Source organism: Nocardia sp. 852002-51101_SCH5132738 (assembly GCF_001665695.1).
Lineage (GTDB): Bacteria > Actinomycetota > Actinomycetes > Mycobacteriales > Mycobacteriaceae > Nocardia > Nocardia nova.
Genome location: NZ_LZML01000172.1, coordinates 20,576 through 35,148 on the forward strand (window position 1 = coordinate 20,576; position 14,573 = coordinate 35,148).

Annotated in this window: 2 protein-coding genes (1 of these 2 cut by a window edge); both read left to right on the forward strand. The window is 71.1% G+C overall.

Annotated features, from left to right (window positions below):
- Positions 1–3,651, forward strand: partial view of a non-ribosomal peptide synthetase gene (locus A5789_RS26080; protein ID WP_064927381.1) — the 3' end only. It extends 14,007 nt beyond the left edge of the window; 3,651 of the gene's 17,658 nt are visible here — the last part of the coding sequence; the start codon falls outside the window, past its left edge; it ends in the stop codon at positions 3,649–3,651.
- Positions 3,651–14,573: non-ribosomal peptide synthetase (locus A5789_RS26085; RefSeq protein ID WP_156747549.1), on the forward strand; the 10,923-nt coding region annotated here is incomplete at its 3' end. The genes A5789_RS26080 and A5789_RS26085, both read left to right, overlap by 1 nt.

Genomic DNA, 14,573 nt, shown 5'->3' on the forward strand with positions numbered 1-14,573 from the left:
GCTCTCGGCTATGCGACCGATCTGTTCACCGCCGAGACCGCCGAGCGGATCGCCGCGCAGGTGAACCGCGTCCTACATGCGGTGGCCGCCGCGCCCGCGACCCGGATTCGCGATCTCGACCTGCTCGGTGAGCAGCAGTACCGGTTCGTGATCGAGGACGGCAATCGGACCGCGCGGGAGGTTCCCGAGGCGACGCTGGTGGATCTGTTCGATGCCCGGGTCGCCGCGAATCCCGCGGCGGTGGCGCTGATCGACGCGGCCGGCGCCGAACTGAGCTATCGCGACTTCGACGTCCGGGTCAACCGCCTGGCCCGTCACCTCATCGGCCTCGGCGTGCGCCCGGAGACGACTGTGGTGCTGGCGCTGCGCCGTTCGGTCGATCTGGTGATCGCCATGTTCGCGGTGGCCAAGGCCGGCGGCGCCTATGTGCCGATCGATCCCGACCATCCGGCCGATCGGATCGCGCAGATCGTCGAGACCGCGCGGCCGGTGTGCGTCCTGGGCGGCGGTGCGGTGCCGGGCGTGGGTGACGACATCGCGACGGTGGATCCCGGTACGGATCTGTCCGCGTATCCGGGCACGCCGATCACCGCCGCCGATCGGCTCGCGCCGCTGCGGCCGTCGAATACCGCCTACGTCGTGTTCACCTCCGGCTCCACCGGACGCCCCAAGGGCGTGGCGATCTCGCACGGCGCGATCGTCAACCAATTGCTGTGGCTGCGTAGCGAATTCGGCATCGACAGTGCCGACCGCGCGCTGCTCAAGACGCCCGCGACCTTCGACCTGTCGGTATGGGAGTTCTGGTCGCTGCTGGTCAGCGGCGGAGTCCTGGTGATCAGCGAGCCGGGCAGCGAACGCGATCCCGACCACCTGCGCGAGCTCATGCGGCGGCACCGGGTGAGCATCCTGTTCACGGTGCCCTCGCTGCTGGGCATGCTGCTGGCCGACGAGATCGGCTTGCCGCAGACGGTGCGGGCCGTCCTCGCGATCGGTGAGGCGCTGCCGCAGTCGACGGCGCGCCAGTTCGGAACCCGCTGCGACGCAACGCTGTTCAACCTCTACGGTCCCACCGAAACCGCCGTCTCGATCACCTCGCACCGGGTCGGCGCCGATCCGGAGCCGGTGGTGCCGATCGGCGCGCCGGTGTGGAACAGCCGGACCTATGTGCTCGATCGGCGGCTGCGGCCGGTGCCGCCGGGCGTGCCCGGCGAGCTGTATCTGGCCGGCGACCAGCTGGCCCGCGGTTATGCGGAACAACCGGCGCTCACGGCGGGCCGTTTCGTCGCCGATCCCTTCCACGGCGGCCGCATGTACCGCACGGGCGATATCGTGCGCCGCCGCGCCGACGGGCTGCTCGAGTATCTGGAGCGGGCCGACTTCCAGGTCAAGATCGGTGGTTTCCGGATCGAACTCGGCGACGTGGAGGCGGCCCTGCTGCGCCGGCCCGGCGTCGAGGCCGCGGTCGCGGTGGCCCGCACCGACGGCAACGCGGGACCGCGCCTGATCGCCTACGCGGCGGTGCCCGGCGCCGATGTCGACGCGGGCACGCTGCGCGCGGCGCTCGGCAGCGAACTGCCGAAATACATGGTGCCCGCGGCCGTGGTGGTGCTGGACGCGCTGCCGCTCAACGCCAACGGCAAGGTCGACCGCGACCGGCTGCCCGCCCCGGTGCTGTCCGAGGCCGAGTTCCGGGCGCCCGATACCGAGACCGAACGCCTGGTGGCGGCGGAATTCGCCGATATCGTCGGGCGGTCCGCCGACGGCGAGTCGCCCATCGGCGCCGACACCGACTTCTTCGAACTCGGCGGCAACTCGCTCGCGGCCGCCCGCCTGGCCGCGCGGCTGGGTGCGGCCTCGGGCGTGCGGGTGCCGGTCGCCGCGGTCTTCACCGCGCCGACCGTCGCGGCGCTGGCCGCCTGGATCGATGCGGCCGAGCGGGATGTCCGTCCACCGCTGCGGCCGCGGACCACCGGCGCGCCGGTACCGCTGTCGCTCGCCCAGCAGCGGATGTGGGTGCTGAACCGGCTCGCCCCGGATTCGGCCGCCTATCACGTGCCGGTCGCGTTGCGCCTGACCGGGACGCTGGAACTCGACGCCCTCCGGGCCGCGCTCGCGGATCTGGTGCAGCGCCACGACATCCTGCGCACCCGGTATCCGGAAGCCCGCACCACCTCCGGCGAACCGGAACCGGTGCAGGAGGTGCTGCCCGCCACGCCGGTCGGCCTCGATCCGATGCCGGTGCGGCGCGACGAGATCGACGAGCGCATCGCCGAGATCGTCGCCGTCGGCTTCGACGTCACGGCCGCCCCACCGGTGCGGGTGCGTCTGCTGCGGGTGGCCGACGACGAGCACATCCTCGTCGTGGTGGTCCACCACATCAGTGCCGACGGCTATTCGATGGCCCCGCTGACCCGCGATCTGATCGCGGCCTACACCAGCCGGTTGGCCGGAACCGCGCCCCAGTGGAGTCCGCTGCCGATCCAGTACGCCGACTACAGCGAATGGATGCGGACCGTACTCGGCGCCGCGACAGACCCGGACAGCGTGCTGTCCGAACAGCTCGGCTACTGGCGCGACCGCCTGGCCGGCGCGCCCGAGCAGCTGGCGCTGCCCACCGACCGGCCGCGTCCCGCCCGCCGCGAGATGCGCGGTGCGACGGTCGACTTCGCCTTCGATCAGCCGCTGGTCGCGCAGCTGGCCGGTGTCGCGCGAGCACACGGGACGACCCTGTTCTCCACGATGCACGCCGCCTTCGCGGTGCTGCTGGCGAAGCTGTCCGGACAGTCCGACATCGTCGTCGGCGCGCCGGTGGCCGGGCGCGGGGAACGTGAACTCGACGATCTGGTCGGCATGTTCGTCAACACGGTGACGTTGCGCACCGAGATCGACGCCCGAACGAGTTTCGCCGAGCTGCTGCGGAGTGTGCGGGAAGCCGACCTGGCGGCGCTCGGCCGCACCGAGGTGCCGTTCGAACGGGTGGTGGAGGCGCTGGGCCGCACCCGCACCAGCGCTTACACGCCGATCTTCCAGGTGCTGTTCACCTTCCAGAACCTGCCGGCCACGGCGGTCACACTGCCCGGTCTGCGGGTCGAGACGCTCGAACCGGCGCTGCCGGAGGCGAAATTCGATCTGCAGCTCACCGCGCTGGAGGAATTCGGCGCCGACGGTGAACTGCAGCGGCTGCGGATGCAATTCTGCTATCCCACCGACATCTTCGACGAGCGCACGGTGCGATTGTTCGCCGAACGACTACAGCTGATCGTGCGGGCGGTGGCGGCGGATCCGTCGATCACCGTGCGCGCGATCGACATTCGCACCGCCGAGGAGCGCAACCGCCGCACCGGCCGCGCGGCAACCACCCGGCTGCCCGATGATCTGGTCGATCTCATCGCCGCCGCGGCCGGAACGGCGCCCGATTCGCTGGCCGTCGAATTCGGCGGGCGCGGCATCGGATTCGCGGAACTGCACCACAAACTGGTCACCGTCGGCCGGGCCATGGGCGCGAACGCAACTCCCGACGCGCTGGTCAACGTCGCGCTGGCCGGCCTGCTGCCCGGCGTTCTCGCCGCCGGCGCCGGCGGACTCACCACCATGCTCGAGGCCCTGCATCTGCGCGCACAGGGCGTGATCACCACGGAAGGAACCCACTGATGACGCATGCAGAGTCGGTTACACCCGTCCGGTCCACCGAGCACCCCGCGCTGCGCGGCGCCTACGGCATCGCGGATCTGCCGTACCTGATCGAGGTCGTCGCCGACCTGGAACCGCAGCGCGTCGCGGTCCGGCACGCGGACGTCGCGATCACCTATGCCGAGCTGGGCGCGGAGCTGACCACGCTGGCCGCGGCGATGGGTGATGCGCTGACCCCCGATGCGCTCGTGCAGGTGGTGATCTCGGGCCGGCTGCCGGCACTGCTGGAATCGGGGGAGGGCGCACTGGCCGCCGCCGTCTCCGATCTGCTCGACGACGCGCTCACCGCGGCCGCGGATGTGCTCGATCCCGGCCTGGCTCCCGCCGATACGCTCGCCACACTGTTCGCCGAGCAGGTGCGTCGCACGCCCGGTCTGGTCGCGGTGGAATTCGACGGCAGCACCCTCACCTACGCCGAACTCGACGCCCGGGCGAACGCGCTGGCCTGGCAGCTGGTCCGGCTGGGAGTGGGCCCGGATGCGCGGGTGGGCGTGTCCATGCACCGGTCGCTGGAACTGGTGATCGGTATGTACGCCATCCACAAGGCCGGTGGCGCCTACGTGCCGATCGACCCGGAACATCCCGCCGATCGAATCGCGTACGTGCTGGAGATCGCCGCGCCCGTCGTGGTCCTCACCCATGCCGGCAGTCCCTCGTTCGACGGTGTGCCCGTGCTGCGGGTGGACGAATTCGACTGGGAGACAGAGGCTTCGATCTCGGTGCTGGAGTCCGGTGAGGTGGTGCCGGCACGCCCGGACAACACCGCCTACGTCATCTTCACCTCGGGTTCGACCGGCCGGCCCAAGGGGGTCGCGGTCTCGCACCGCGCCATCGTGGCGAATCTGCGCTGGCGGCAGCGGTGCTACCGCATGCACGCCGCGGATGTGGTGCTGCAGAAGACCCCGTTCACCTTCGACGTGTCGGTGTGGGAGTTCTTCTGGCCCCTGCAGGTCGGTGCCCGGCTGGTGATCGCCGCGCCGGACGGCCATCGCGATCCGGCGTATCTGATCCGGACCATCGCCGGCAAGCACATCACCATCGCGCATTTCGTGCCGTCCATGCTGGCGGTGTTCGCCGCCGCGGTCGCGGATGCCGAGGCGATGAGCGATATCGACTCCCTGCGTGCGGTTTTCGCCTCCGGTGAGGCGCTGCCCGCCGCGACCGGCGCCGCCTTCCGTGACGTGAGCGGGGCGAGCCTGCACAATCTGTACGGGCCTACCGAGGCCGCGGTCGACGTGACCGCCCACGAGGTGACCGCGGCCGATACGGTCTCGGTCCCGATCGGCGCCGCGGCCGACGACACCGATCTGCACGTCCTCGACGACAATCTGCAACCCGTCCCCGACGGTGTGGTGGGCGAGCTGTACTTGTCCGGTGTGCAGCTGGCCCGCGGCTACCTCGGTCGCGCGGGGCTGACCGCCGAGAGGTTCGTCGCCAACCCGCACGGCGCGCCCGGTGACCGCATGTACCGCACCGGCGACCTGGTGCGCTGGAACAGCGGTATCGACGGCGGCCCGCGCGAATTGGAATACTTGGGCCGCAGCGACTTCCAGGTGAAGCTGCGCGGTCTGCGGATCGAACTGGGTGAGGTCGAGGCGGCGCTGCTGGCGCACGAATCGGTGGCACAGGCCGCGGTGGTGCTGTACCGGCACAGCACGGGCGACCACCTGATCGGCTACGTCGTGGCGGCCGGCGGATGCGAACTCGATTCCGGCGTGATTCTCGGCGACGCCGCGCGGCGACTGCCGGAATACATGGTGCCGTCCTTGCTCGTCGCCATGGACCGCATGCCGGTCAACGCCAACGGCAAACTGGATCGCAAGGCGCTGCCGAAACCCGAATTCGGCGACACCGCAGGCGAATTCCGCGAACCCGCGACCCCGGGCGAGCGGGCGGTGGCGGAGATCTTCGCCGAACTGCTCGGCATCGACGCAGTGGGCGCCGACGACGACTTCTTCGCCCGCGGCGGCAATTCGCTGCTGGCCACCCGCGCGATCGCGCGCGTCTCGGCCGCTCTCGACATCGCGGTCGACGTGCGGGACTTCTTCGACCGTCCCACCCCGGCCGGGCTCGCCGCCCTGGCCACCACCGCGCGCATGCGGCCGCCGCTGGTCGCCGGCCCGCGCCCGGATACCGTCCCGCTCTCGGCGGCGCAGCGCCGGATGTGGTTCCTCAACCGCCTGGCCAACAGTGACGCCACCGGCAACGCCGCGGCCGCGGTGGACAACATTCCGGTCGCGCTGCGCCTGCGGGGCCGGCTCGACACCGCGGCATTGCGTGCGGCCGTCGCCGACGTGACCGCGCGTCACGAGGTGCTGCGCACGGTGTATCCCCAGACCGCCGCGGGGGCCGTGCAGGTCGTGCGGCCCGTCGCCGAGCCACAGCTGGCGCCGGTCGAGGTCGCCGAGGCCGATCTGGTCGCGGCGGTGCGAGAGGTCGCCGCCACCGGCTTCGACGTCGCCGCCGAGATTCCGGTGCGGGTGCGGTTGCTGCGTACGGGTGCCGACGATCACACCCTGGCGCTGGTGGTCCACCACATCGCCGCCGACGGCGTGTCGATGGGACCGCTGCTGCGCGACCTGATCCAGGCCTACACCGCGCGCAGCCGCGGCACCGCCCGGCAATGGTCGCCGCTGCCGCTGCAGTACGCCGACTACACGCTGTGGCAGCAGCGAGTACTCGGCGACGACACCGATCCGGACTCCGAGGCGGCCCGCCAGCTCACGTTCTGGCAGCACGAATTGGCCGAGCTCCCGGCGCAATTGGATCTGCCCGCCGATCGGCCGCGCCCGGCCGCGGCCTCGTATCGGGGCGCGACCGTCGAATTCGCCATCGACGCCGGTCTGCGTGCCGCCATCGACGAACTGGCCGAACAACTGCGGGCCACGCCGTTCATGGTGCTGCACGCGGCCCTGTCGCTGCTGCTCGCCCGGTTGTCCGGGACGAGCGATATCGCGATCGGCACCCCCGTCGCGGGCCGGGGCGAGCGCGCACTCGACGATCTGGTCGGCATGTTCGTCAACACGCTCGTCCTTCGGACCCGGGTGGCGGGCGACGCCGATTTCGCCGAACTGGTCCGCCGCACCCGCGCCGTCGATCTCGATGCCTTCGCCCATGCCGAGATTCCGTTCGAACGCCTGGTGGAGGTGTTGAATCCGGCGCGGTCGCAGGCGCGGCATCCGCTGTTCCAGGTCGGCCTGTTCATGCAGAACATCGGGGTCGGCACGCCGGAACTGCCGGGCCTCGAGACCGAGCTCGTGGATTTCGATCCCGGCTTCGCGAAATTCGACCTCCAGCTCACCGTTTCCACAGCGCCCGAGGGCGGATACCGCGCCGAATTCACCTATGCCACCGATCTTTTCGATGCGCCGACGGTCGAGGAATTCGCCGCCAAATTCCTGCGCCTGCTCGGCGGCGCCACGGCCGACCCGCACCTGCCGGTCGGCGATCTGGAACTGCTCGACGCCGGCGAACTCGACTATGTGACCTCCAGCTGGAATGCCAGCGGCCACAAGGTGGCCGACCACTTCCTGCACGAGGGGTTCGACCGGCAGTCGCGCCGCACGCCGAACAATCGCGCGCTCGTCTTCGAGGACGCCGAACTGACCTACGGCGAGATGTCGGACCGGGTGAACCGCCTCGCCCGCAAGCTGATCGAATCCGGCGTCGGGCCGGAGACGCTGGTCGTGCTGGCCATGCCGAGGTCGATCGAACTGGTGCTCGGCATGTACGCGGTGCTGCACGCGGGCGGCGCCTACGTTCCGGTGGACCCGTCCCATCCGATCGAACGCATCGGCCACATCCTCGCCACCGCGCGGCCGCATACGGTGCTGACCACGCGGGCCGCCGGCTTCGAACTGCCGCCGACGGCCTCCGATACGGCGGTGGTTCACCTCGACGAACTGGACCTCTCCGAGTACTCCGCCGCCAAGATCGGCGATCGGGAGCGCCGCGGCACGCTGCATCCGGACCACCCGGCCTATGTGCTGTTCACCTCCGGCTCGACCGGGCGGCCCAAGGGAGTCGCGGTCAGCCATCGCGCCATCGCCAACCAGCTCGAATGGATGCACGCCGAGTACGGGGTGCGGGCCGGCGACATCTACCTGCAGAAGACCGCGACCACCTTCGACGTGTCGCTGTGGGGCTATTTCCTTCCGCTGCGGGCCGGCGCCGCCCTGATCCTGGCCACCCCCGACGGCCACCGCGACGCCCGCTATCTCGCCGAAACCATTGCCGCGCAGCGGGTTACGCTGACCGACTTCGTGCCGTCGATGCTCACCGTCTTCCTCAACCATGCCGAGGCGCGGGAGCTGGCCACCCTGCGGGCCGCCTTCGTCGTCGGTGAGGCGCTGCCCGCCGAAACCGCGGCGCTGTTCGCCGAGAAGTGCGACGGCGCCCTGCACAATCTGTACGGCCCGACCGAGGCGGCGGTGTCGATCACCTGCCACGAGGTCACCCCGGACGACGTACGCAGCGTGCCGATCGGCGAGCCGGAATGGAATTCGCAGGTCTTCGTGCTGGACGCCCGGCTGCATCCGGTGCCGATCGGCGTGCCGGGCGAGTTGTACCTGGCCGGCACCCAGCTCGCGCGCGGCTACTGCGGACGCGCCGACCTGACCGCGGACCGGTTCGTCGCCAATCCCTTCGCTGTGTCCAAAAGGGGCGCTCCCGAGGGCCCTGCGGGGTCACGCTCCGCTACCGCCTCCGGGCCCGCCGGTCGTGCCCCGGGCGGCGAACGGATGTATCGCACCGGTGATCTGGTGCGCTGGACCCCCGAGGGCGAGCTCGACTACCTGGGCCGCATCGACTTCCAGGTGAAGTTCCGCGGCCAGCGCATCGAACTGCCGGAGATCGAAACCGCCCTGCTGGCCGCACCGGGTGTCGGCCAGGCCGCGGTGCGCCTGATCACCGGCGAGAGCGGCGACTACCTCGCCGGATACGTGATCCGCACGCCGGGTGCCGAACTCGATGTGCAGGCCGTGCGGGACGGTCTCGGCGCGGTGCTGCCCGCCTACATGATTCCCACCGCCGTCGTCGAACTGACCGAATTCCCGCTCAACAGCAGCGGCAAATTGGACCGCGCGGCGTTACCGCTACCGGTGCTGGCGGCCGCCGAATTCCACGCCCCGCGCACCCCCCTCGAGGAGCGGGTGGCCGCGGTGTTCGCCGACGTGCTCGGGCTGGAGCGGGTCGGCCGCGACGACGACTTCTTCGCCCTCGGCGGTAGTTCGCTCGACGCCACCCAGGTCAGTGCCCGCGTCGGCCGGATCGTGGATGCCCGGGTACCGGTGCGCACCCTGTTCGAGGCCTCGACCGTCGCCGCGTTCGCGGCCGCCGTCGGCGGTGACGTGGCCGAGCGGGCCCGGCCCGCGCTGGTGAAACAGCAACGGCCGCAGCGCATTCCGCTTTCGCCGGCGCAGCAGCGGATGTGGTTCCTCAACCGGTTCGATCCCGAGTCCGGTGTCCACAACATTCCGGTCGCGGTCCGGCTGACCGGCGCCCTGGATGTCGCGGCGCTGGCCGCCGCCGTCGCGGATGTGCTGGAACGCCACGAGACCCTGCGCACGCGCTATCCCGAACACGAGGACGGCCCCGCCCAGGAGGTGCTGCCCGCCGCCGATGTGCGCGTGGACCTGACACCGGTCGATGTGCCGGCGGCGGAGATCGCGGGCCGCATCGCCGCGCTCACCGCGCGGGGATTCGACGTCACCGCCGAACCGCCACTGCGCATCGCGTTGCTGCGCAGCCGCGCCGACGACGGCAGCGACATCGGCGCCGCCGGCCCGGACGGCGCGGAGCCCGAGCACATCCTCGTCTTCGTGGCCCACCACATCGCGGCCGACGGCTGGTCGATCGCCCCGCTGACCCGCGACCTCATGACCGCCTACGGCCACCGCGTGGCCGGGACCGCACCGCAGTGGGAACCGCTGCCCGTGCAGTACGCGGATTTCAGCATCTGGCAGCACGCGGTGCTGGGTTCGGAATCGGATCCCGACAGTGTCCTGGCCGCCCAGGCGGCCTACTGGCGGGCGACGCTCGCCGGGCTGGCCGACGAGCTGAATCTGCCCACCGACCGGCCGCGCCCGATGCGCCCCTCCTACGCCGGTGGCCGGGTGCGATTCGATATCGGCGGCGACATCCGCGACGGCCTGCGCGAACTCGCCCAGCGGCGGCAGGCCACCACCTTCATGGCCGTGCACACCGCGCTGGCGATCTTCCTGGCCCGCATGGCCGGTACCGACGACGTGGCGATCGGGTCGCCGATCGCCGGGCGCGGCGAGCGCGAACTCGACGATCTGATCGGCATGTTCGTCAACACCGTCGTGTTGCGGACCCCGGTGCCCGGCGGCGCGAGCTTCACCGAACTGCTCGACCGCACCCGCGAGGCCGACCTGCGTGCCTTCGCACACGCCGACCTGCCGTTCGAGCGACTGGTGGAACTGCTCGATCCGGAACGGTCCACCGCGCGGCATCCGTTGTTCCAGGTGGCGCTGGCCTTCGAGAATCTGCCCACCGGTGAGCTGGAGCTGCCGGGGCTGCGGGTCGGCACGGTCGAGCCGGACGCCGGAACCGCGAAATTCGATCTGGCCCTGAACATCCGGGAGACGGCCGACGGGATGGCCGCGGAATTCGCCTATGCCCGCGACCTTTTCGACCACGCCACGATCGAGGGCTTCGCGAGCCGCTTCCTCGGTCTGCTGCGGCAGCTGGTCGCCGATCCGGAGGCCGCGGTCGGTGATACGTCGCTGCTCAGTGCCGACGAATACGTCCGGTTGACCCGGGTGCGGCCCGACGAGGTGATGGCGACCGCGCTGCTGCCGGAACTGCTCACCGCTGGGCTGAGTCTGGGGCGCGACCGGATCGCGGTGCGTTACGAGGGCCGTTCGATCACCTACGGCGACCTCGACGACTACTCCTCCCGGCTGGCCCGCCGGTTGATCGCAGCGGGCGTCGGCCCGGAACAGCTGGTGGCCGTGGCGCTTCCGCGGTCCTTCGAGATGGTCGCCGCGGCCGTGGCGGTGGCCAAGGCCGGCGGCGCACACGTGCCGGTCGACCCCACCTATCCCGCGGAGCGGGTGCGCTACATGGTCACCGACTCGGCGGCGCGGGTCGGCATCACGGTCGCCGCGTACGCCGACGCACTGCCCGAGGGCGTGCGCTGGCTGGTCCTCGACGCACCGGCGACGGAGGCCGAGCTCGCCGCCCTGCCCGCCGGGCCGATCGGCGACGCCGAACGGATCGCCACGCTGCGGATGTCCCATCCGGCGTATGTGATCTACACGTCGGGCTCGACGGGTATGCCCAAGGGCGTCACCGTGACGCACGCCGGCCTGGGCGGGCTGGCCCAGTACGCGATCGAGCGGTACGGGTTGCGGCCCGAACATCGCATGCTGCACATCTGCTCGCCGAGCTTCGACCCCTCGGTCCTGGAATGGATCTGCGCCTTCGCCACCGGCGCGACGCTGGTGATCGTGCCGGCGCGCGTCATCGGCGGCCCCGAGCTGGGCGCGTTGCTGCGCACGGAGGTGGTGACGCACGCGATCATCACGCCCGCCGTGCTGGGCACCCTGGATGCCGCGGAACAGCCGCAGCTGCAGGTACTTTCGGTCGGCGGCGATGTCACCACCGACGAACTGCTGGCGACCTGGGAGCCCGGCCGCCGCTATTTCAACGGCTACGGTCCGACCGAAACCACCATCATCTCCTCCTACGCGCGCCTGACCGCCGGTCGGCCGGTCACCATCGGAACTCCGGTGCACGGCATGTCGGCGCTCGTGCTGGACCGGCGGCTGCGGCCCGTGGCGCCCGGAGTGGCCGGTGAGTTGTACCTGGCGGGTGGTGGCCTGGCGCGGGGATACCGCAACCGATCGGGAGGCACCGCCGAGCGGTTCGTGCCCAACCCCTGGGGTGCGCCGGGCAGCCGGATGTATCGCACCGGCGACGTCGTGCGCTGGCGGGCGATCGCGCCGACCGTGCGGCAGGCACAGCCGGAATGGGAGCTGGAGTACGTCGGGCGCTCGGATTTCCAGGTGAAGATCCGCGGCTTCCGGGTCGAACTCGGCGAGATCGACGCGGTGCTCGGCGCCCACCCCGACGTCGATTACGCGACCACCCTGGGCCGCGACCACGACACCCGCGGCACCATGCTGGTGTCCTACGTCCTGCCGAAGCCGGGACGCGCGATCGACCCCGCCGGCCTCACCGATTTCGCGGCTCGCCGGTTGCCCTCGCATATGGTGCCGGCCGCACTGGTCGTCCTGGACAAGATTCCGCTGACCCCGGTGGGCAAGGTGGACCGCAAGGCGCTGCCCGAACCGGTGCTGGCGCCGGCGCGGTTCCGGGCGCCGGTCGGCGCCGCCGAGGTGCTGGTCGCGAACACCTTCGCCGCCCTGCTCGGCGTCGAACAGGTGGGTGCGGACGACGACTTCTTCGCCCTGGGCGGCAACTCGCTCGTCGCCACGCAGCTCGCCGCACGCCTGAACAAGGCGACCGGGGACACGGTGCCGGTGCGCGCGGTCTTCGACGCGCCGACCGTACGGGCGCTGGCGGCACGGATCACACTGTCGGACAACGGTTCCCGTGACACCGGGCCGAGTGCCGTGGTCCCGCGCCCGGAGATCGTGCCGCTGTCGATCGCTCAGCAGCGCATGTGGATGCTCAACCGCCTGGACACCGGCGGCGGCAGCTACAACATCGCGTTCGCGCTGCGGCTGACCGGCAATCTGCACATCGCCGCCCTGCGCGCCGCGATCGCCGATGTGATCGAGCGGCACGAAACCCTGCGTACCCGCTACCCCGAGCGGGACGGGGCGGCGACCCAATGCGTTCTACCCGCCGCCGTCCCGGATCTCGCGGTCACCGATATCGATGCCACCGAGGTCGCCGCCATGGCGGAAACCCTGGCGCACAGTCGTTTCGACGTGGCGGACGAGGTGCCCGTGCGGATCCGGCTGTTGCGGGTGCGCCGCGCCCCCGACGCCGATCGCGCCGCACAGACCCACGTGTTGCTGTTCGTCGTCCACCACATCGCGGCCGACGGCTGGTCCTTCGCCCCGCTGACCAGAGACCTCGCCGTCGCCTACCAGGCCCGCACCGCGGGCGCTGCGCCGCAGTGGTCGCCGCTGCCGATCCAGTACGCCGATTACGCGCTGTGGCAGCAGCGCACGTTCGGGTCGATCGCCGATCCGGACTCGGAATCGGCTCGGCAGCTGGAATTCTGGCGTACGCAACTGTCCGGGGCGCCGGAGCTGTCGGCGCTGCCGACCGACCGTCCGCGCCCCGCGATCGCCTCCCAGCGGGGCGGTGCCCGCACCGCGCGGCTGAGTCCCGCCCTGCACCAGCGCATTCACGATCTCGCGGCCGCGCATCGGGTGACACCGTTCATGGTGCTGCACGCCGCGCTGTCGGTGCTGCTGTCCCGATTCGGAGGCAGCGACGACATCGTGATCGGCGCCCCGGTCGCCGGGCGCGGTGATCAGGCGCTCGACGATCTGGTCGGCATGTTCGTCAACACCCTGGTGCTGCGGACGCCGGTGCACGGCGGGGACAGTCTCGCCGAACATCTCGACCACGTGCGGGCCGTCGACCTCGCGGCGTTCGACCATGCCGCGGTGCCGTTCGAACAGCTCGTCGACGTCCTGAATCCGGCTCGCTCCCGGGCACATTCGCCGCTGTACCAGGTGTCGTTGACGCTGCAGAACCAGACCCGCGCGCAGTTGCGGCTCGACGGGCTGGAGATCGCCGCGGTCGAACCCGCGGCGGCGCCGATCCAGGTCGACCAGCACTGGACCGCGAACGAGACCTACGCGCCGGACGGTACGGCCGCGGGTATCGACCTGCACGTGCACTATGCCGCCGACCTGTTCGATCCGGAGACCGTCGCGGCGCTGCTGGACGGGTTCGAGCGGATCGTGGCGGCGATGGCGGCCGACGGGACCACCCGGGTCGCCGACGTCGAGCTGATGTCGCCGGCCGAACGCGAGCGGCTGATCGGCGGGCACAATGCCACCGCCTACCCGGTCGGCCCCCGTACCCTGCCCGAACTTCTCGCCGCCCGGCCGCAGCGCCCGGCCGCGCAGGCGGTGACCTTCGAGGGCACCAGTCTGTCCTATCGCGAATTCGACCGGCGGGTGCACCGGCTCGCGCGCTATCTGATCGCCCGCGGCGTGGGACCGGATACCGCTGTGGCCGTGCGCATTCCGCGCTCGCTGGAGTTGGTCGTCGCCATCCACGCGATCGTCACCGCCGGGGCGGCCTACGTACCGCTGGACCCCGACCACCCCGCCGATCGGGTGCGCCACGTCCTCGACACCGCGCGACCCGCGTGTGTGCTGACCACCACCGACGCACCCGAATTACCGGCCGGTGTGGACGCGGTGCGGCTGGACCGGCTGGATTTGTCCGGCTGTGCCGACGACGCGGTGACCGATGCCGACCGGGTGTCGCCACTGCGGCCGGAGCATATGGCGTATGTGATTTTCACGTCGGGGTCGACGGGTCGTCCCAAGGGTGTGGCGGTGAGTCACGGGGCGATCGTGAATCGTCTGGCGTGGATGCAGGCCGAGTACGGGTTGAGCTCCGACGATGTGGTGTTGCAGAAGACTCCGGCGACGTTCGATGTGTCGGTGTGGGAGTTCTTCTGGCCGTTGCAGGTGGGTGCGCGGCTGGTGGTGGCGCGCCCCGACGGGCACCGCGATCCGGCGTATCTCGCGCGGTCGATGGACGAGGAGGCCGTGACCACGGCGCACTTCGTCCCCTCGATGCTGGCCGTATTCGTCAGCTCGGTGGCGGCGGCCCCGGCGTCGTTGCGTCGCGTGTTCACCTCGGGTGAGGCGTTGCCCGCGGATACGGCCGCGCGCTGGCGTGAGCTCGGTGGTGCGCCG